This is a genomic window from Streptomyces sp. NPDC027189 (assembly GCF_055566975.1).
Window position 1 is genome coordinate 84,227 of the sequence record NZ_JBVHRI010000025.1, and the last position, 18,833, is coordinate 103,059.

The 18,833-nt window shown below is 66.6% G+C and carries 15 protein-coding genes and 3 pseudogenes; 14 read left to right on the plus strand and 4 right to left on the minus strand.

Annotation, left to right across the window (positions count from 1 at the left end):
- Positions 1–139 precede the first annotated feature (139 nt).
- The 3 genes from ACZ4RZ_RS39700 to ACZ4RZ_RS39710 all read left to right on the plus strand — a co-directional run bounded on the left by ACZ4RZ_RS39700 (position 140) and on the right by ACZ4RZ_RS39710 (position 2,528).
- Entirely contained in the window at positions 140–1,036 is an 897-nt protein-coding gene (locus ACZ4RZ_RS39700) for an RNA polymerase sigma-70 factor (RefSeq protein WP_467752153.1), read from the plus strand.
- 268 nt (positions 1,037–1,304) lie between these two features.
- Entirely contained in the window at positions 1,305–1,628 is a 324-nt protein-coding gene (locus ACZ4RZ_RS39705; protein ID WP_467752155.1) for a hypothetical protein, read from the plus strand.
- A gap of 477 nt (positions 1,629–2,105) precedes the next feature.
- Positions 2,106–2,528, plus strand: a complete 423-nt coding sequence (locus ACZ4RZ_RS39710; RefSeq protein WP_467752156.1) for an OsmC family protein — start codon at positions 2,106–2,108, stop codon at positions 2,526–2,528.
- Positions 2,529–2,889: 361 nt separating this feature from the next.
- On the opposite strand, the gene ACZ4RZ_RS39715 is transcribed toward ACZ4RZ_RS39710, so the two are convergent.
- Both ACZ4RZ_RS39715 and ACZ4RZ_RS39720 read right to left on the minus strand, forming a co-directional pair.
- The gene (locus ACZ4RZ_RS39715; protein WP_467752158.1) at positions 2,890–3,555 is read right to left on the minus strand and encodes a nitroreductase; all 666 of its coding nucleotides are present in this window, start codon (positions 3,553–3,555) and stop codon (positions 2,890–2,892) included.
- 824 nt (positions 3,556–4,379) lie between these two features.
- Positions 4,380–4,684, minus strand: a pseudogene (locus ACZ4RZ_RS39720) (transposase); the annotation flags it as partial.
- Between the two features lie 130 nt (positions 4,685–4,814).
- Here ACZ4RZ_RS39720 and ACZ4RZ_RS39725 point away from each other — a divergent pair.
- The 5 genes from ACZ4RZ_RS39725 (at position 4,815) to ACZ4RZ_RS39745 (ending at position 10,300) form a co-directional block, all read left to right on the plus strand.
- Positions 4,815–5,633 carry an NAD(P)/FAD-dependent oxidoreductase gene (locus tag ACZ4RZ_RS39725; protein ID WP_467752159.1) on the plus strand — a complete coding sequence of 273 codons (819 nt, stop codon included), beginning with the start codon at positions 4,815–4,817 and terminating at the stop codon, positions 5,631–5,633.
- A gap of 61 nt (positions 5,634–5,694) precedes the next feature.
- On the plus strand, positions 5,695–7,395 hold the full coding sequence (locus ACZ4RZ_RS39730) for an L-aspartate oxidase (protein ID WP_467752228.1): 1,701 nt from the start codon (positions 5,695–5,697) through the stop codon (positions 7,393–7,395).
- Positions 7,396–7,688: 293 nt separating this feature from the next.
- Positions 7,689–8,435 carry an SDR family oxidoreductase gene (locus ACZ4RZ_RS39735; protein WP_467752161.1) on the plus strand — a complete coding sequence of 249 codons (747 nt, stop codon included), beginning with the start codon at positions 7,689–7,691 and terminating at the stop codon, positions 8,433–8,435.
- A 251-nt stretch (positions 8,436–8,686) separates the two neighbouring features.
- On the plus strand, positions 8,687–9,289 hold the full coding sequence (locus ACZ4RZ_RS39740) for a YceI family protein (protein ID WP_467752162.1): 603 nt from the start codon (positions 8,687–8,689) through the stop codon (positions 9,287–9,289).
- A gap of 870 nt (positions 9,290–10,159) precedes the next feature.
- On the plus strand, positions 10,160–10,300 hold the full coding sequence (locus tag ACZ4RZ_RS39745; RefSeq protein ID WP_467752164.1) for a hypothetical protein: 141 nt from the start codon (positions 10,160–10,162) through the stop codon (positions 10,298–10,300).
- 208 nt (positions 10,301–10,508) lie between these two features.
- Here the strand turns inward: ACZ4RZ_RS39745 and ACZ4RZ_RS39750 are convergent, their stop codons facing one another.
- Positions 10,509–10,913 (minus strand): cupin domain-containing protein, encoded by a 405-nt coding sequence (locus tag ACZ4RZ_RS39750; RefSeq protein ID WP_467752165.1) that lies wholly within the window; start codon positions 10,911–10,913, stop codon positions 10,509–10,511.
- Positions 10,914–11,385: 472 nt separating this feature from the next.
- Here ACZ4RZ_RS39750 and ACZ4RZ_RS39755 point away from each other — a divergent pair.
- The 5 genes and pseudogenes from ACZ4RZ_RS39755 to ACZ4RZ_RS39775 all read left to right on the plus strand — a co-directional run.
- Positions 11,386–11,731 (plus strand): annotated as a pseudogene (locus tag ACZ4RZ_RS39755) (transposase); the annotation flags it as partial.
- A 298-nt stretch (positions 11,732–12,029) separates the two neighbouring features.
- Entirely contained in the window at positions 12,030–12,614 is a 585-nt protein-coding gene (locus ACZ4RZ_RS39760) for a hypothetical protein (protein WP_467752230.1), read from the plus strand.
- On the plus strand, positions 12,611–12,967 hold the full coding sequence (locus tag ACZ4RZ_RS39765) for a DUF6262 family protein (protein WP_467752167.1): 357 nt from the start codon (positions 12,611–12,613) through the stop codon (positions 12,965–12,967). The genes ACZ4RZ_RS39760 and ACZ4RZ_RS39765 overlap by 4 nt, the downstream gene beginning before the upstream one ends.
- Before the next feature lie 232 nt (positions 12,968–13,199).
- Positions 13,200–14,096: an aminoglycoside phosphotransferase family protein gene (locus ACZ4RZ_RS39770; protein WP_467752168.1), complete on the plus strand. Its 897-nt coding sequence runs from the start codon at positions 13,200–13,202 to the stop codon at positions 14,094–14,096.
- A 907-nt stretch (positions 14,097–15,003) separates the two neighbouring features.
- A complete protein-coding gene (locus ACZ4RZ_RS39775) occupies positions 15,004–15,930 on the plus strand; it encodes a sigma-70 family RNA polymerase sigma factor family protein (RefSeq protein WP_467752170.1) in 927 nt (308 codons plus the stop codon).
- A gap of 145 nt (positions 15,931–16,075) precedes the next feature.
- Here ACZ4RZ_RS39775 and ACZ4RZ_RS39780 read toward each other — a convergent pair.
- A pseudogene (locus ACZ4RZ_RS39780) lies at positions 16,076–16,423 on the minus strand (ketol-acid reductoisomerase); the annotation flags it as partial.
- A 1,791-nt stretch (positions 16,424–18,214) separates the two neighbouring features.
- Between ACZ4RZ_RS39780 and ACZ4RZ_RS39785 the strand changes: the two are divergent.
- Positions 18,215–18,802 carry a hypothetical protein gene (locus ACZ4RZ_RS39785; protein WP_467752171.1) on the plus strand — a complete coding sequence of 196 codons (588 nt, stop codon included), beginning with the start codon at positions 18,215–18,217 and terminating at the stop codon, positions 18,800–18,802.
- Positions 18,803–18,833 lie beyond the last annotated feature (31 nt).

Sequence of the window (18,833 nt, forward strand, 5' to 3'; positions counted from 1 at the left end):
ACATGACTGTTTTTCCAACCGGATTCGTGCGGGCTCGTCCTCGTCTGAGGCAGAGGCAGAGGCGGGACAACCCGCGCATGGCGCCGCGCGTCCTGCTGTGACGGCTTGTAGCATGGTGATCAAGAGGTGGAGGACATCTATGCGCGCCGGGGATGACGCAGACTCGCTTGACCAGGCAACGAGGGATTTCATTGCAGCGCGCCCCCAGCTGTTTGGCATCGCCTACCGCGTGCTCGGCAGTGCTGTGGAAGCCGAGGACATCGTCCAGGAGGCGTGGCTGCGGTGGCAGAACACCGACCGCACCGACATCCACGAGCCGGCAGCGTTCCTGGCTACGGTCACCGCCCGTCTGGCGATCAACTTCGCCCAGTCCGCCAGGATGCGGCGTGAGTCGTACATCGGGCCCTGGCTTCCGGAGCCAGTCGATACAAGCGTGGATCCGCAGTTGGGAGCGGAACGGGCAGAGGCACTTGACCTGGCGGTTCTCTTCCTCCTGGAGAAGCTGAACCCCGTGGAACGGGCTGCTTACGTTCTGAGGGAAGCCTTCGACTACCCGTACAAGCAGATCGCGGACATCCTGGAGACGAGCGAAGCCAATGCGCGCCAGTTGGTGAGCCGCGCCCGGAAGCATCTGTCAGCAGAACGCAGGGAGCCAGTCAGCTCCACCGCTCACCGGCGCCTGCTGGAGGTGTTCCTCGCCGCGGCGCAGACCGGCAATCTGTCGGTGCTCGAGGATGTTCTCACGGCGGACGTGGCCAGCTACTCCGACGGCGGCGGGGTGCGCGGGGCATCCAGGATTCCGGTCGTCGGGCGTCCGCACGTCTCCAAGTACCTTGCCGCCTTCGCCCCACGATTCTGGCCTCAGGCAGACATTCGCTGGGTCGAGGCCAATGGCAGGCCGGCCGTCCTTGTCTCATCCGACGGCAACGCGGTGGCGTTGCTGTCCGTCGATGTGTCGGCACGAGGCATCGAACGCATCATGTGGGTAATGAATCCGGCCAAACTGGCTCCTTACGTGGCTTCGCTGAACAACTGAGGCACCCTTGCACCGACTCTGCGCCAGGGTGCCCCGAAACTGGCCGGCACAGGTCAGGATGTACTGGGCTGCCCGCACCTTCGGCATCGTCACCCAGCACAAGCAGACGTCGCCTTCCGTACCGGCCCCGCCCGCTCGACGAGGGCGGAGACACGGGGTAAGCGGGCTGCGTATCGGGGGCTGTTACAAGAGCGGTGACTTGTCGGTCAACTGACTGTCCGGAACCCGGGCCCCTCCACGACATGAAGCGCGTAGGCTCTGGCGCGCCATGACCGACCACCACACCTACGGCACCAGCAACCACACCACCGGCGAGCTGATCCGGCTCGTCAGTGACCGCCTCGGGCTGGTCTTCACCGAGCGCGACAGCGATTACCGGGGCGTCTACCACCTCGCCAGCAGTCCCAACGGCCGGATCGAGATCCAGCCCAACCCGCTCCCCGGCGACGACGGTAAAGACGACCTCTACGCTCCGGAACACCCCGCGGCCCAGCTGCTGTTGCTCACCGCCACACCGACCTCGGACCCCGCCCTGCAGGCCCGCCTCAGCTCCATCGAAGGGCTCATCCACCCGAACCATGAGACAACGTGAACTGCTCCTGATCCACAGGCTTTGGCAATTGCTCATGTACCGAGCCCGGGCGGGCAAGGAGCGTACGCACGTAGGAACGAGCACCACCCATCGCCCCGTGATACCGGCTCCACAGCGTGCGCACAGAGCACCTGCGATGCCTGGCCGCGGCACGTTCGACGTCGTCAGGTCCGAGACGGATGACTCGGGATTCGTCGCGCATGGCTCCCTGTTCCGCAGCCGTGCGCGTGAGACATCATGCGCGTTCGGTCTGACGTGTTCAGCTGTGGTGCTCGCGCTCGGTCTGTCTGTAAGACCAGGCAGCGCTGCACTGTGCGACAACTCTCTTTCCAGGGTTTTCCGGGAAATGTGTCACATGAGCGAGGGCCTTCCTGTCTTAGCAGTAAAGCGAGAAGTCACTGCATCCCGTCGCAGCTCGCCGCCCCGTTTGGTGATCACCGGCCACACAGCGGTGCACCTCGCCCGAGAGGAAGACTGATGAACGCACGCGTCGTGTCAGTAGGTGAAGGCCCGCGTCTGGCCCGCTCCATTGCAGTCGGTCCTCATACGCTGGCTGCGGACCAACCCCAGCCCATCAGCACCGATACCGGACCCACACCCGGAGAACTGCTGCTGGCCGCACTCGGATCGTGTACCTCCATGGCCGTCCGGGCCTTTGCGGACAGGCACAGCTGGCCGCTCGACCAAGTCGATGTAGCTGTGCGGTTCGATCCGCAAGGACAGATCGTCAAGAACATCTGGCTGGCCGGCGATCTGGAACCTGCCCACATCAAGCAACTGCTAACGGTTGCCGGGCGCTGTCCTGTGCAACGTCTCCTGACCAGGGAGACCTCCGTCGTCACCGTGCCCACTGTTCTGCCGAGGCCCCACTCGTCCCGCGGCCAGACACTGCCGCAATGACCCGACCCTGCGCGGTTCGGTCCCCCCTCCCCTTGGTACCGCAACCGCATCTGGGGTGTGTGGCCTCGGCCTTGCTAGTGGCAGCGGCCGGCTCGGGCCTGGCTGGTACGTCGGCAGCGTGACCAGTGCAGGCGGTACTCGTTGCTGGGGCAGTGGGGTGTGACGATAACGTGCCGGATCAACCGGCGGATCTCCGGAACGCCAAGGGGCATCAGGTCGTATTCCCCGCATCCGCCGCCCCTTTTCGGCTTCTTGGGCGCGGACGGCGGTAGGACAGGCCACCTGCTCGACTGTCAGCTCATCAGGACACAGTCACACCAACGAGCATCAACCCACCCCGTTACGCAATGCGAATGCAGTACTAACCCTCGACGAACGTGACCGTCTCGTCGAGCGGCGCCCGGCCCGTACGGGTGTAACCCACCGTGACGTCCTCGAACCCGATCGACATGCCGCAGAAGAGGACGAGCCCGTCCGGGGGCGACAGGACCTCAGCGACGGTCTTGCGATACACCGACCATGCCATCTGCGGGCAACTGTGCAGCCCTTCGGCGCGGAGCAGCAGCATGACGGTCTGCAGATACATGCCGACGTCGGACCATTGGGGCCGGCCCAGGCCGCGGTCGATGTAGCAGAACAGGGCGGCGGGCGCGCCGAAACAGTCCCAGTTCGCGGAAGCGGCCCTCTGGCGCGCCTCCCAGTCCTCGCGCGCAATGCCGAGTGCGCTGTAGCGCTCCTCGCCGAAGGCGGACCGGCGCTCGCGGTACGGGGACTTCAGTACGGCCGGGTACATCTCGTACTCCCGCTCGTCCCAGGGGTCGCCCGCGGCCACGCGCTCGCCGGCGCGCCTCTTGAGCTCGGCCAGCGGCTCGCCGGTCAGCACGTAGGCGTGCCACGGCTGGAGGTTCGATCCGGACGGCGCCCACGCCGCGGCGGACAGCACACGCTCCAGCACCTCCCTCGGGACACGCTGGTCGGTGAATCCGCGCACCGCCCGTCGGCTCTCGACCGCCTCATAGACGTCCAAGATCACCAACCTCCCTATCTGCTCGACTTTCTACCCAATTGACAGTAATAACCCGTAAAACGTGACAGAGCACCACCACACTTCATGAGCGACAGTCGTATCGGGACGCGCCCCACACGGGTGACCACGCGGGAGGCACCTCGCCCGGAAAGCGCGGTCAGTCCAGCGGCACCGGCGCGTGCAGCGTCAGGCGCCAGGCGCCAGGCGCCAGGCGCCAGCGGTAGACCGTCGAACGTCCACGGGTCCGTCGTACCTGGGGAGCCGCGCGCACCGCCGATGTGGAAGGCGTCGAGCTCAGTGGCGCACAGGTCGAGCCGCAGCCCGGTGCCCGCTGCCCACTGCCCACTGCCCACTGCCCACTGCCCACTGCCCACTGCCCACTGCCCACCATGATCCGGGCCCGGCAAATTCGCACGCTGCCTCGGCCACAGAACGGGAAGGTCGTCGTCCACCCCGGTGGCCGAACCGGCGGTCAGGCACGTATCCAGCCCGGGGAAATCCGCGAGCTGCTTGCGGAGCGCGTCGTGGTCGAGGGCCCGGTGAAAGGTCCACCGGCTCTCGTCGAGCCCGGCGCCCGCGCAGATGCCGTCGGTCGGCGCGCCGATCGCGGCCAGGCCCGCCTGCCCGTCGGCGGCCAGGGAGCCGAGGACGAACTCGTCCGCCCCTCGGCCCGCAGCGCCGCCGCCCGCGCGCACAGCGCGTCGAGCGCGGTCGCGTTACCTTCGGCAGCGCCACCGACCCAGACGCCGTGCGCCTCCCGCGTGGTTCCACGACGCTGTCCATCTGCCCGAGCGCTCCACCAACGAGGAGCGCAGCGCCCGGCTCGCCGAGCGGGTTCCCTTCTTCGGGGATCCGATGTCGTCTCCGATCAGCACTGCATGCTTGCTGCCGATGGCCTCCGCGACAGAGTCACGGACCGCGTTCTCGTCCCAGTCATAGGGTTGAGCAGGCACGGGACACCGTCCGGGCGGAGCTGGCCGACCTGCTCGGCCAGTGTCCAGCCGTCCTTCTTCGCCAGGGACGCGAGCAGCCCCCACAGGTAGTCCAGGGCCCACTCGCGCGGCTCGGACCTGTCAAAACAGCGGGCGAACCGGACATGCGGCGCGGCTACTTCGGACCACGAATCGATCTGCTCGACCGTCAGCTCATCAGCACACAGTCACACCAACGAGCATCAACCCACCGCGTCTAACAATGCGACTGCAGTACTAGGACGCGTATCCTGACAGGAGGGAACCACAAAGCTTCCCCTGCTGAAGGTGCTCGGGCGCGAAGCTGCTGAAGTGTTCGCTGCTCTCCTTGCTGATCACGGCGTCAGTCTGCTGACCAACGTGCAGGTGGAGTCCATCACCGGAACACACGGCCGTGGAGACTGGGTGCGGCTCACTGATGGCAGCCACTTTGCCGCGGACGCCGTGGTCGCGGGCGTCGGCATCACACCCAACGTCCAACTCGCCCAGGAGGCGGGCCTCGACGTGCGGAACGGCATCGTCACCGACGAGCATCTGCAGACTTCAGTGGCCCACATCTGCGCTGCAGGCGACGTCGCCAACGCTGACCACTCGCTGCTCGCCCGCCGCCTCCGGGTCGAACACTGGGACGATGCATTCCATCAGCCGGACCTGGCGGCGTTCAGCATGCTCGGCGAGGACGCTTTCTATGACCGGCTGCCGTACTTCTACACAGATCAGTACGACCTCGGAATGGAGTGCACGGGTTACGCGGAGCCAGGGGGCTGCGACCGCGTCGTCATCCGCCGTGAGCCGTCCGAACGACGGTTCACAGCGTTCTGGACACCGGGGAATCGCGTGCTGGCGGGCATGAGTGTCAGCGTGTGGGATGGCATGGCCCCGATCCGGACCCTGATCACATCCGGGTCTGACATCGACGACGTGCTTCTCTCCCACCTGGACGTGCCCCTGGACCGCATCTGCGGTGACGCGTCGGCTCGGGCGAGAGTGGGCCGGATTGCAGATCGTCTCTCGCCCTCGTGGCGTCAGTGGGCGCCACCCACTACGGGTTCGCGGGCCCACCAGCAGCGGAAGGGTGTCACAGATCCCGGGGCGGCCTGGTCGTAGTGAGTGACAACCCAGGCGATCGGAGTGGACCGTGGCTATCACCGAACAACGTCTTTCCACCATGGTGCTGGTGATCGGCACCGGAGGCGCTGGGCTGCGAGCAGCAATCGAATTGGCTGAGGCCGGTATCGACGTCCTCGCAGTCGGCAAGCGCCCCAAGGAGGACGCCCATACGGCCCTTGCTGCCGGGGGAATCAACGCGGCCCTGTCCACCATGGATCCCGAGGACAGCTGGCAGCAGCACGCAGCCGACACTCTCAAGGAGAGTTATCTGCTCGCCGACCCTCGCACCGCCCAGATCGTCACTGAGGGCGCTGCCCGAGGCATCGGCGACCTGGAACGCTACGGCATGGGCTTCGCCAGGGAAGAGGACGGCCGCATCTCCCAGCGCTTCTTCGGCGCGCACAAGTTCCGGCGGACCGCCTTCGCCGGTGACTACACCGGTCTGGAGATCCAGCGCACGCTCATCAGGCGCGCGGATCAGCTCAATATCCCCGTGCTCGACGGCGTCTACATCACTCGGCTCCTGGTGCATGACGGCGCCGTTTTCGGTGCCTACGGCTTCGACCTCACGAACGGAAGGCGCTACCTGATCCACGCCGATGCCGTCATTCTTGCCGCGGGTGGCCATACCCGTATCTGGCGGCGCACGTCCTCGCGGCGCGACGAGAACACGGGTGACTCCTTCCGCCTGGCCGTGGAGGCCGGAGCCCGCCTGCGCGACCCTGAGCTGGTCCAGTTCCACCCTTCCGGGATCATCGAGCCGGAGAACGCGGCCGGCACCCTGGTCAGCGAGGCCGCTCGGGGTGAGGGCGGGATCCTGCGCAACGCGCTCGGGGAACGGTTCATGAACCGCTACGACCCTGCCCGTATGGAGCTGTCTACCCGCGACCGCGTGGCCCTTGCCTCCTACACGGAGATCAAGGAAGGGCGAGGGACCCCCAAGGGTGGCGTGTGGCTCGACGTCTCCCACCTGCCACGGCAGACGATCATGACGCGGCTCCCCCGGGTCTACCAGACTCTTCTGGACCTGCAGATGCTGGACATCACCCGCGAACCGATCGAGATCGCGCCTACCGCGCACTACTCGATGGGCGGGGTGTGGGTGCGTCCCGAGGACCACAGCACTGACGTGCGTGGGCTGTACGCCATCGGTGAGGCGTCGAGCGGGCTGCACGGCGCCAATCGCCTCGGTGGGAACAGCCTCATAGAGCTGCTGGTCTTCGGCCGCATCACAGGCCAGGCGGCCGCCGCCTACTCACAGTCACTGACCGCGCAGCCGCGGTCGGCGTCGGCAATGGCGCAGGCTCGCGCAGAGATCGACGATCTCCTCGCGGCCGACGGTCCGGAGAACGTACGCGCTCTGCAGCGCGCCATCCGCAACACCATGACCGAGCATGCGGGCGTCGTACGCGACGAAGAGGGCCTGGGCGCCGGACTGGCAGAGCTCAGCGTCATCGAGAAGAGGATGGAGGACGTCGGCATCCATCCCGACATCGCCGGCTACCAGGATCTCGCGCACGCCTTCGACCTCAAGTCCGCCGCTCTGGCAGCTCGGGCCACGCTCGAAGCAGCGCTTGAGCGTCGTGAGACCCGGGGCTGTCACAACCGCAGCGACTATCCGGACATGGATCCCGCTCTGCAGGTCAATCTCGTGTGGTCCCCGACGACTGGGATCACCCGCGAGAGCATTCCGGCCATCCCGGACGAGATTGCCTCTCTGATGCAGGAGGTCTCTACCGATGGAAAGCTCGCCGAATGACCTTGTACAACCCTACGAGGCGCGCAATGGCGGCATGCCCGTGTGCTCTCCTTCGAGCACGCCAAGTAACCGCCGGCGGAGTCGTGACGCGAGCGAATGAACAGCCGCGCTGCCTCGTACAACCGAGCCGCTGAGGGCCGCATCGCGAAGTCTTTTCGATGTAGGCGAACCCCCTGTCACAAGTAGATCCGCTGTCCTGTCTGTTCTAGTGCAGACAGAATTTTTTCAGAACCTGTGAGCAGCACATCGCAGGATGCTCGCCACACCATGAAAACCTCCGAGAGGAATCCGTTATGAAGATCGTAGTGATCGGTGGAACCGGGCTCATCGGTTCGAAGCTGGTCGGCAAGCTCACCGAGCACGGTCACGAGGCGGTCGCGGCCTCGCCCAACACCGGGGTCAACACACTGACGGGCGAGGGTCTGGCCGAGGTTCTGCAGGGTGCGTCGGTCGTGGTCGACGTGTCGAACTCCCCCTCGTGGGCGGACGAGGACGTCATGAACTTCTTCCGCACCTCGACCACCAACCTCCTGAAGGCCGAGGCGGAGGCTGGTGTCACGCACCACGTGGCGCTGTCCGTGGTCGGCACCGACCGTCTCCTGGAGAGCGGGTACTTCCGCGCCAAGCAGGCGCAGGAAGAGCTGATCAAGGCGTCCAGCATCCCGTACTCCATCGTCCACGCCACGCAGTTCTTCGAGTTCATGAAGGGGATCGCGGACATTTCGACCGAGGGCGACACCGTGCGTCTGGCCCCCGTCAAGATCCAGCCCATCTACTCCGACGACGTGGCCGCAGCTGTCGGCCGCACTGCGGTCGGCGCCCCGGTCAACGGCGTGGTGGAGGTCGCCGGCCCCGACGTGTTCCAGCTCGACGAGCTTCTCCGTAAAGGACTCGCCGCCAAGAACGACCCCCGCACGGTCGTCACGGACCCGCACGCCCCGTACTCCGGTGCCGAGCTGAAGGAGACCACGCTCCTGCCCGGTCCTGACGCGCACATCGCCGAGACCCGGTTCGCCGACTGGGTCGCGCAGCAGCAGTAATCCCTGCGGGTGGCCCCTGCTTGCCGGCAGGGGCCACCCCCGCCCTCCGGCCGCAGGGTCACTCCACCGCGTACACAGCCACTGCCTTGGCCTTCCTTGGCGGGACGATCCGTTACTTCATCTCTCGTGGGTCCAGGCTTCGAAGTTCATGACCGGCAGCACTTCGCTCGAAAAGCGGCCCTGAATTCGACTGTACGGCCGCAGTGTGCCGGGATTCGCCCCTATCTGAGATCCCAAAGAACCGGCTCGCCATGCTCAACGACAAGGAACCCACTATTTCTCATACGGCCCCCTACGAAGGGCTGACCGGCGTCTACACCATTGACCCGGCCCACAGCACGATCAGTTTTTCTGTCCGGCACGCCACGATCACCAACGTGCGCGGGAAATTCACCGTCTTCGAAGGGCTCCTCAAGCTCGATGGAGCCCATCCCACCCAGTCCGAGGCCTACCTCAGTGCCCAGACCGGCAGTCTGGACACGGGTTTTCCGGAGCGGGACGCGCATGTCACCGGCCCGGACTTCCTCGACTCAGCGACGTTCCCTCTCATGAGCTTCCGCTCTGCCGGAATCCTCAATGCCCGTAACGGCCGGTTCCGCCTGGCGGGATACCTCCGGATCAAGGACGTCGAACTGCCCGTTCACATCGACCTCGAGTTCGCTGGAGCGAGCCGGGACGCCTACGGACAGAACCGCGTCGGCTTCGCGGGTACGGCCGCCCTGCAGCGCTCCAACTGGGGACTTGACGGGAACCCGGTCCCGGCGACAGGCGGGGGCCTGATCAGCGACAAGGTGAAGCTGATTCTCGACATCTCCGCTGTACAGCTGGATCAGGCCTTCCCGCACAGCAGATGACTCCGTGGGGTCATGGAGGCCACGTGCATCCGATCCCTGCCCCAGAAGGACACACGATGACCCAAACCACTGGGAACCGAATCGACATCGCGGCCACAGTCGTGTCACTGGCCGCTGAAGCTACCGACGACCCGTGTCAACGAGCTTCGCCAGAAACTCGCTGACCTCAACCAGCGGATGAAAGCCATCTCCAACGCTCTGCACCAGCTCCCCCAGTTGAGCGGCCGTAAGCAGCGCAGCCGCCGGTGACGGACTCTGAGACAGGGAACGCCCGCAGCAATGGGGACCTTTGGGCGGGACGTGCAACGGCTGCGGGTCCAGGCGCGCTGCCCGTCTCCAGCACGCCTGGTTTGCCCTGCTCCTGCAACTCCAGCAGCAATGCGGGCGGCACGCTGGTTCCTCCCGCGGCCACCAGGTCGCTGAGAGGTCCAGGAGCTGCCGGCTCGGCCTCCCCGCCCATGACCACGCTGGTCGGGCGGGCCAGACGGCCTGCCGGACGAGCCAGCGTACGCGCTCACCGGAGGTTGAGGTCGGGGAAAACAGGCCGCGCTCCAACTCACGCGCCAGTCGGGCAACCGAGCCCCATAGCGCTTCGGCGAGCCGGGCCGACTCCTCGCCAGACCACCGGGCTGGCCCCGGCTCGCGTCAGGGGCGGGGCCACCACTGTTCCGCCTCGCGGTACGCCCCGGAACGAACAGGGCTGTCATCCAGCGCGAGAGCCCTCCGGTTCTGCACACGTGCAGGTCTATCAACTTCGGTGCTTGCATCCGCATCACATTGCCCAGCGCTACGGTCTGTTCACGCTCATCGTGCTCGGTGAGTCCGTCACTGCTGTTAGCCAGCGCCGTGCGAACTGCAGGGGACACCGACGTGGATGCCGGCAGAGTCGCACTCCTCGCTCTGGGCGGTCTGCCCCCGGTTTTCTCCTTGTGGTGGCTGTACTTCAAGCAGAACGCACCACGGCGACTCGCCCCCTTCACCACCGCGATGCTGTGGGGCCACGGCCACTAACGCCGTCTTCGCCTCCGCGGCTGCCACCGGTGCCGGTCCTTGCCCTCAACGTCGCTCGCTCCGCAGGCCATGGAGCCACACGGCGAGCCGCACGAAGCCGTCCAGCCGCGTGGCCGGCGTAGCCGGTCTCCGGCTCGCCGGCCACGCGGCGGAGCTCGGGACCCGGATGAGGGGCCCGGGCTGCGCCTGCCCGTATCGAACTCGCGGGTCAGCCTGCGGAGGGGCGCGGGGCGCGCAGGTGGGCCCGCTTCTCCAGCTCCTCCTCGTCGACCATCGTGAGCATCGGCTGGCCTGGCGCGCACAGCATGGTCACGACGAACTTGGTCGGCGCGTCCGACAGGGCGTTGCCGTTCTGGTAGTGGATCACGTCACCGCCCGGCTCCCACAGCGTCTCACCGGCCTTGATCACGTGCTCCGGCTCACCCTCGAGCTCGAACCGGACCGCGCCCTCGATCACGTAGCCGAAACACGGCCCCGAGTGACGGTGGGGAGGAGTCCCGGGGTGGCCGGGAGGCCACTCGACGAGAACGGTCATCCCCGAAGCACCCTCGGGAATGAACGGTGGCTTGACGTCCGCCAGCATCTTGGGTCCGACCCCGTCCACTGAATCCATCTCGTGCACTGTGCTACACCTCCATGAGCCTGCCCGGAACGGACGATCTCGCGTCGGCCACCGCCTCTTGGGCCGGTGTACCGACCTCTCGTTCGACAGTGACCGTGTTCGTCAATTCCGGGCTCACATAACTTGCTTCGCAGTGAAGACAAAGCGCGGCCCGCATCTGTGACACGCCGTGCGCCTTCTCTCTCGCACAGAGAGTCCCAAGACCACCCTGCCTCCTGTCAGCGGCCTCCACAATCCAGGAGCCCGCGGCATCGAGAACGCATCACACCGTGGCAATCTCGGCGTCGAACGCTGTCACAACAGGATGGTGTCCGCACTCGTGGTGTAGCGGATCAAGGCTGGTGAGCGCGCGGTCATCTGCCCGGGGCGTACACCGGTGGCCGGTGGCCGCTCCCTGCGCAAGCGGCAGGCCACCATGCAACTCACCCTGGTGAACGGCTAGTTCAACCAGCGGGCGAGTGCAGTGGCCTTGTCCCGGTCCGACCTACTCCGGCTGCTGAAGTCACTACGTTCGTCCGACGGACTCGAATTCGTGCGGAGAGCGGCCGAACGGCTGCTGCAGGAGCTGATCGAGGCCACGGCTGGCATTGCCGCGCACGGGGGCGAACTCACCGACACCCGCACCACCTGGCGCAATGGCCCATGGGGAGAAGGTGCTCATCACCCGGGCCGAGGACCTGGAACTGGGCGTTCCCACGGTCCGCACCGGGAGCTCCTTCCCCAGCCTGCTTCAGCGCCGGCGTCGGATCGACCAGGCGTTGTACGCAGTCATCATGGAGGCATACGTGCAGGGTGTCTCCACTCGCTCGGCGGTCCGCACCGCGCGCGACGTCAAGACGCGCGACCACCGCTTTCGGCAGCTCTGCGACCGGATGCGGCTTCTGCCGGTCCCCGGCCTGGAGACGATCAAAGAAGCGGACCTGGTTCGCGCAGGGGTCGTCGACGACGTCAGGATGATCGTCAGAGGTGCTCAGACGGCTCTGCGTCGCCTCGGATCGACACCGGAGACCGAGCGTCTGAAAGACACCTGGGACATGACGGCCTTCGGGCACAGCGGCATCCTCAGTTGCCGACGCTGGCGTCGCGCCGGACGTCCTCAAGGATTTGATGGACCATCGCGAACTCTCCACTATTCAGTCGTACTACCGGGTCAGCCACGAGCGGCGGCGCGAAGCTGTCGCCCGGGTCACCGCCCTGCAGTTCGACCGCCATGGCACTCGTGTCTGGCGCAAGGCTCAGGGGCTACTCGACTCCGAGCACGTGCGCAGGGCGATCGAAGAGGTCGCGACGGCCTATGGCATCTGCTTGGAGCCCCACAACGTCGCGGCCGGCGGGCAGAGCTGCCCCATCCGTTTCCGCTGTGTCCGGTGCGATCACTTCCGCGCCGATGTCTCCTACCTCCCGGATCTCGAGCGATATCTCGATGACCTGCTCCGCAGCCGGGAACGGCTGATGTCGGCCTTCGAGGCTGATGACTGGGCCCGCAGCGAGGCCATGCCCTCCGAGGGGGAGATTCGTCGGGTTCGCCGCCTGATCAACCGGGTCAAAACCGACCTCGACGACCTCTCGTCCGAGGAGCGTTCCCAGATCGAGGAAGCCATCGCTGTGGTCCGTCGCGGCCGCACGGTCATGCTCGGCATGCCACGAATGGCCCAGCCCATGCCCGATGTCCGGCCCTGGAGACGGACATGACCTCCGCTGTGCGAGACGGCCGTGAGGCCAACTCCGAGCGTCGCCGCCAGCGAGTGACCGCCACGATCGAGAACGCCGCGAAGAGCGGCACACCGATCAGCGTCTCGGCCATCGCCCGGGAAGCCGGCGTGGACCGCACGTTTCTCTACCGCCACCGCGACCTGCTCGCCCTGGTCCACGCAGCCGAACTCGAACCGGCAGCCCAGGACCCGACCGCAGGATCGCCGGTGAGCCGGGCCTCGCTGCAGACCGACCTTGCCCATGCCCAGGCCCGCAACACCCGCCTGACAGACCGCATCCAGCAGTTGGAGAAACGGCTCTCCCAGGCCCTGGGCGCTCAGGTCTGGCAGTGAATCGGGGCTCGGAGCCCCAGCCGACAGCGACGAACTCCAGCGCAATATCACAAGGCTGGAGTAGCAGAACGTCGAGTTGATCTCCGCGCTGGAGGAGGCTCGGTCCGATCTCGACGCCGCGCGGGCAGCCAACCGGGACCTGACCAGGGCGCTCAATCAACGCGGCTGAATCACATCGGCTGCCCGTGCTCAACCATCGGTGGCCAAGTGCCATCGATGGTTGAGTGAGATCATGGACAGCTTCGAGATCGACAACAGCTTGGTGCGCTCCCTGGTGCGAGAGCAGCATCCAGACCTTGCGGGGTTGGGCCTGCGTGAGGTGGCCGGCGGTTGGGACAACCAACTGTGGCGCCTCGGGGACGAGTTGGCTGTGCGCATGCCGCGCACAGAGCGCGCGCCATCCCTCCTGTACAAAGAGCACCGGTGGCTGCCGACCCTGGCCCCGCGCCTTCCACTACCGGTCCCGACCCCCATGCGGATCGGTGAACCGTCCGCGCGCTTCCCGCGGCCATGGACCATCGCAACCTGGGTTCCCGGCGAACCAGCAGACCGCGCCCCAATCAGCCACGACCGCGCAGCCGACACTTTGGCGGGCTTCCTGGGGGCGCTCCATGTGAAGGCGCCCGCCGAGGCACCGGTCAGTCCGGATCGCGGCGTTTCCCTCAAAATGCTCACGGACGGTTTCGAAAAGATGCTCAAGGAAGTCGCCTCCGAAGGCGTTGCCTCTGACCTCCGGAACGTCCGGGACGTCTGGAACGAGGCCCTTGCGGCCCCCGATTGGCAAGGCGCGCCGGTATGGCTGCACGGCGATCTTCACCCGGCGAACGTCGTCGTCTCGAACGGGACGCTTTCGGGCGTGATCGACTTCGGTGACATGTGCGCAGGCGATCCGGCGGTCGATCTCGCAGCTGCGTGGGTGCTCCTTCCCGCGGGCGCGGCATCACGGTTCTTCGATGCGTACGCACACACGGACAAGGCGATGATCCAGCGCGCACGAGGGTTGGCTGCCGCGAAGAGCCTCTTCCTCATCCTCATGGGCCAAGCCGGGGAGCGGGGTCTTCCCGGTGGCAAGCCGGCATGGGGACCCGCAGGCCGGGCAGCGCTCGATCGCGTTCTGGCTTCAACTTAGGAGGCGAGCCGGTTCCGCGTGCGGTATGGCAGTGGTGCCACATGTGTTGCGAAGCGAAGGCCGTGTGTCGGCTTCTCTGGGGGTAACAGAAGCCTCCAGGGTTCTTGGTGATGGCGTAATTCGGCAGTAGACCCCGGAATTCGATCATGGACTTTCTCGTCCGTACGAAGAGTTGTCTGGGGCTGTCACATGAGACCGGGTAGCCGGCGTATGTGTGCCAGTCAGCCGAGTTCCGCGTGGCGCTGAAGGGGATGATCCGCAGAGGACCGTGTGGCCGGGGCACGGTCCCGGCATCGGGCTGCGGTCAAGACGGCGGCTGTTGGCGTGAAGCCTCCGCGAACTGGTGCGCAGTGGTGCTGCGGTCGCTGGGCGGAGTGGACACCGGCGTGCATCGACGGCGCAGACGGTGTTCTTGTGCGGCCTGCGGGCCGGGACGTGGCCAGCAGCGGCACAGGGCATCCGGTCGGCGGCCTGGTGCGACACCCCGAGCACGGGATGGGCGTGTGAGCGCAGGCGGCGTGCGCCAGGCCCTGCTGGGCCTCGCTCGGCTGCGCAGCCTCCTCTCACCAGCGAACCGCCCATTCCTTGCGGGACAGCCTGCGCCGACACAGTGCACGGTGAGGGCCCTTGGTAAAAGGACGGTGCCCAAGTCTTCGGGATCAGGTGTGGAAGCTCATGTCACAGGATGTATGCCTGCCCGGTCTAACTAGGTGAACCGAGAAATGAAAGAGGTGCGCCGTATGCAAGGACTCACACATCAACTACGGCAGCCGCCTCCCCGGGCACAGGGGCGTGCAAGGTGGCACCTGCCATCAGTACGCCGATACCGCTGAAGCCCTCCTGAACTGCGACAAGGGTGATGCGTGCGGTTGCGTTGTGTGGTGCCGTGCAAGAGGGAGGATGCCGTATGGACCATGCTGACGCAGTGCCGATCACGGAGCTGCTTGACGAGCGTCGGTGTCTGCTGGATGTCGCCTACTGGATGCTGGGCAGCACCGGTGAGGCGGAGAGCGTTGTCGATGAGACCTACCGCCGGTGGTACGGACTGTCCGAGGCGGCGCGTCAGCAGATCACGGCGCCCTGGTCCTGGCTTGCGAAGACCGCGGGCGCGATCTGTCTGGACTGCCTCGCCCGGCCCGACCGTGCTGATGACGCCGGCTGCGCAGCAACGGCCGTTGAACGGCGGGAGGCTGAACGTTCTGCTGCCACGCTGGGAGAGGAGGTCAGCCGGGTTCTGTTGAACGCTCTGAATGCTCTGCCGCCGGCCGAGCGGGCGGCGTTCGTGCTCAAGAACGCCGGGATGGCCCCCGATACGGTCGCCGACATCGTGGGACGCACCGAGCCGGAGTGCGCCCAACTCGCCGACCGGGCGCGCCACTACCTGCGGGTGAAGCGCTCACGTTCCACGACGCCGGAACAGCACGATGCCCTCGCCCGAGCCGTCCGCCAAGCCTGTCTGACGGAGGATGCCGGGCTGCTGGCGTCGCTTCTCTGCCCGGACGCCACGGCGTTCTTCGACGGCGGCGGCAAGGTCCGGGCACTGGTCAGACCCGTCCACGGCAGCCGGCAGGTCGCACACAGCCTGCTGACGCTCCTGGCCCGCCGCCCGCGCGCCACACTGACCGCCCAGTCCGTCAACGGCCGCACCGGCCTCGTCGCCCGCTGCGACCACCAGGTCGCCGCCGTCATCAGCCTCGACATCGCCGACCACCACATCGCACAAGTCTGGGTCGTACTCAACCCCGACAAACTGCACTCCTGGAACCAGGCCCCCAACCCCGACAGCCCCAGCTCGCAGCAGAGTCCTTCACAGCAGGGTGACGGCCGGTCCTGATCGCTCCTGAGCGGTGCAGGTACGCCGCCGGGCGGGCCTTGCTGCGGGAAGTGCCGCTCGCCGCTTGACTGCTCAGCAGAAATTCGGCGAAGGCAGCGCCGCCTGCAGCGGGAACGGTGCCCAAGAAGCTGTCGGCCATGGGGCTTTACGCTTCCTCGTCGACCCACGACATCAGCTGGCGCAGCTCCTTGCCGGTGGTCTCCAGCAGGGACTCGGCGTCCTGCTTCTTGTACTCGTTGTACTTCTTCAGACCGGAGTGGTACTCCTCCATCCAGTTACGGGCGAACGTGCCGTCCTGGATCTCGGCGAGGACCTTCTTCATCTCGGCCTTGGTGGCGTCGGTGATGATGCGCGGGCCGGTCACGTAGTCGCCCCACTCGGCCGTCTCGGAGACGGACCAGCGCATCTTCTCCAGGCCGCCCTCGTACATGAGGTCGACGATGAGCTTCAGCTCGTGGAGACACTCGAAGTACGCGATCTCCGGCCGATGACCGCGACCTTGCGGCCCTGGATGATGGACAGGTCGGCGTCGTCGTAGAACAGCTCGGCCATGGGAAACACCTTTCCCTCACGATGGAAGAGGTTCCCGGGGCAGCACCTGTGCCGGGACAAAGATGGATGAGCCGCTGCGCCCTCGGAAAGGGGGAAGAGAACAGGAAGCGACGGACAACAGAGCGTCTGTCCCCGCGTGATGCTGCTCTCGCGCGGGTGTATCGAGCGTCTGCGCGGCTGGCTATGTCCCGTCTGCCGGACACACTCCTGACGGGACCAACCCGGGGTGCGCCCGTGTTGGCCGACAGGGATAACACTATCTCACACTTTGCTGTGATGACCTGGTGAACAGTACAACCATGCGTGCGGTCGTGGCCCAAGGTGAGACACGGGCCAGCCGCTCAGCTCCGGACAGCAACCGTGTGACGTCAATTGAGCAGGCAGAGCCCCCGGGGCGGCCTACCTGCCGGTGCGCTGCCCCCACGGCAGGCGGCTGATCAACGTCGGCTCCCTGGGCCCGGAACGCCGCGGCGGCCGGATGCCGCGGCGCCGCGGGCGAGGGCGTTCGCCGGCCACGCCAGGCCCGTACGGGCGCGGTGTCCGGGTGCGCGCATGTCACAGCCCCCGCGGCTGTTCGGTCAATGCGGATGGTGGCTTGCGCGCCGCTCGCACAAGCCCTCGCAGCGAGGAAGGGAGCTTCCATGGCCTCGAGATCCAGGGCCCACCGACGTATCCACGCGACAACTGCTCATGCTTTCCCCGGCCGGCAGGGCTGGCCTCAGGGCGTCCGCATCTCCCGGTCCCAGCCGTCGCCCATGGCCGTTCGAAGGCCGCCGCCTGCGTGTCCCATCCGGCGCACGTGCAGGCCCCAGCGCCCCGGAGAGTGCTGATGCGGTGGCGCGCGGCCTGGTTGCGGTGCCGGTCGCACGCCGTCCCCGGCAGAGAACAGCTGCGCCGCACGATGCTCTTGTGCCTATGGGCACCCACTCCGGTTTCGTACGACTCCCGGCTTGAGCCGCAGAAAGACGCATGATGCCCCGACGAGACCCTGACCAGCCCTCCGACCCGGCCGCCGCCGGCGTGTCCCTGGCAACCGAGGCTGCCCTGCTCGAGGCCCGTATCCGCATGCTTCAGGAGGAAATTGACACTGTCGATACACGCATCAAGGCAGTCTCCGACGCGCTGCGCCTGCTACGCCGCGCACCGTCCGCCTCCGCCCAGCCCGCAGACTGTGAGGATCAGCGCACATCACCTGGTCAAAAGGAGGCCGACGGTCCCACGGACGAGGCGTCCCCGGAGTGGGCGGAAGGTTCCATGCCCTGCTGGCCGTGAGCGGACGGGCCGGTCGGCAGCAGGGCCCGGCCCGACGAAAGTGGTGGGCTGCATGGTCAGCCCACCGGTTCCGTCGGGCCTCGCCACCAAGACGGCGGGCAGAAGACTGTCGAATTGCTGACAGTAAGTGTTTCCATACCCATTGCGTCTGCCGTGAACAGTGGCAATAATTGGTGCGATATCGCTCAACACCTGCCGGACCATCCTCAGGATCCCCGGTACACGGCCGTTCGTGCCGCCTCCAGGGCAGCCTTCCGGCGGCTCGGTGACCTGCCCTGTTTCGTGCCCCGCCATCAGTGAAGGTCCGTCTCTTGCCGAAACCGTGGGGACCGTCTGGTGCATCTACATCCCGGTTGGGTCACTGCATATGATGTCGGAGGGCACCCGTTCCCGCGTCCGGACCGAGCGGCACCGTAGGGGGCCGGGGCACGGCACGAAGGGTTGAGGATGAGAGGAACACATGATCTCTGGAGCCCGCACGGCGCATAACATTGAGATCACCGCTGAGAGCCTTCAAGAGGACCTGGCTCGCCTGCAGGTCCAGAAGCAGGCGCTGGAAAGAGAACTGGCTGCGGTCGTGGCGCATCTCGGCTCGGTGCAGCGGGCCCTCAGTGCCCTCAAGACCCTGATGCTCAACCCGGCCGTTGCGGCCTCGACGGGCACGGCCCGTGCTGCAGCCACGGAGCAGGGCCAGGCTGCGGTGCCCGTCGAACCGCAGGCAGACAGTGCTTCTTCCGAGCCCGCGGACATCACAACGAAGTCCGCGCTGCGGGCTCACAAGCCGGAGAGTGGCAAGGGCACGAAACGTGCCGCCGCCGGCACCGAATCGGACGGGCAGAAGAGATACGGCAAGCTCACCGAGCAGATCATGGACTACTTCGCCGAAGTCGGAGACATCGACGTGCGGGCCCGTGATGTTGCCGCGGCTCTCGGTCGTGATTCCGACAGCGGAAGCATCAACGGGGTCCGCAGCACACTCGACCGTCTTGTCGGTACGTCCCGTGTCCAGCGAACCGGCCGAGGCCTCTACCGCGCCAAGCGTTCCTAGGGCTCACCCCTCTCGGTGCGGCCGGCGGTGC

What these genes read in the sequence shown, in the direction of transcription:
- ACZ4RZ_RS39700 (WP_467752153.1), top strand. Translation starts at nt 140, where the DNA reads ATGCGCGCCGGGGATGACGCAGACTCGCTTGACCAGGCAACGAGGGAT.
- ACZ4RZ_RS39705 (WP_467752155.1), top strand. Translation starts at nt 1,305, where the DNA reads ATGACCGACCACCACACCTACGGCACCAGCAACCACACCACCGGCGAG.
- ACZ4RZ_RS39710 (WP_467752156.1), top strand. Translation starts at nt 2,106, where the DNA reads ATGAACGCACGCGTCGTGTCAGTAGGTGAAGGCCCGCGTCTGGCCCGC.
- ACZ4RZ_RS39730 (WP_467752228.1), top strand. Translation starts at nt 5,695, where the DNA reads ATGGTGCTGGTGATCGGCACCGGAGGCGCTGGGCTGCGAGCAGCAATC.
- ACZ4RZ_RS39735 (WP_467752161.1), top strand. Translation starts at nt 7,689, where the DNA reads ATGAAGATCGTAGTGATCGGTGGAACCGGGCTCATCGGTTCGAAGCTG.
- ACZ4RZ_RS39740 (WP_467752162.1), top strand. Translation starts at nt 8,687, where the DNA reads ATGCTCAACGACAAGGAACCCACTATTTCTCATACGGCCCCCTACGAA.
- ACZ4RZ_RS39750 (WP_467752165.1), bottom strand. Translation starts at nt 10,913, where the DNA reads ATGGATTCAGTGGACGGGGTCGGACCCAAGATGCTGGCGGACGTCAAG.
- ACZ4RZ_RS39760 (WP_467752230.1), top strand. Translation starts at nt 12,030, where the DNA reads ATGGACCATCGCGAACTCTCCACTATTCAGTCGTACTACCGGGTCAGC.
- ACZ4RZ_RS39765 (WP_467752167.1), top strand. Translation starts at nt 12,611, where the DNA reads ATGACCTCCGCTGTGCGAGACGGCCGTGAGGCCAACTCCGAGCGTCGC.
- ACZ4RZ_RS39770 (WP_467752168.1), top strand. Translation starts at nt 13,200, where the DNA reads ATGGACAGCTTCGAGATCGACAACAGCTTGGTGCGCTCCCTGGTGCGA.
- ACZ4RZ_RS39775 (WP_467752170.1), top strand. Translation starts at nt 15,004, where the DNA reads ATGGACCATGCTGACGCAGTGCCGATCACGGAGCTGCTTGACGAGCGT.
- ACZ4RZ_RS39785 (WP_467752171.1), top strand. Translation starts at nt 18,215, where the DNA reads ATGATCTCTGGAGCCCGCACGGCGCATAACATTGAGATCACCGCTGAG.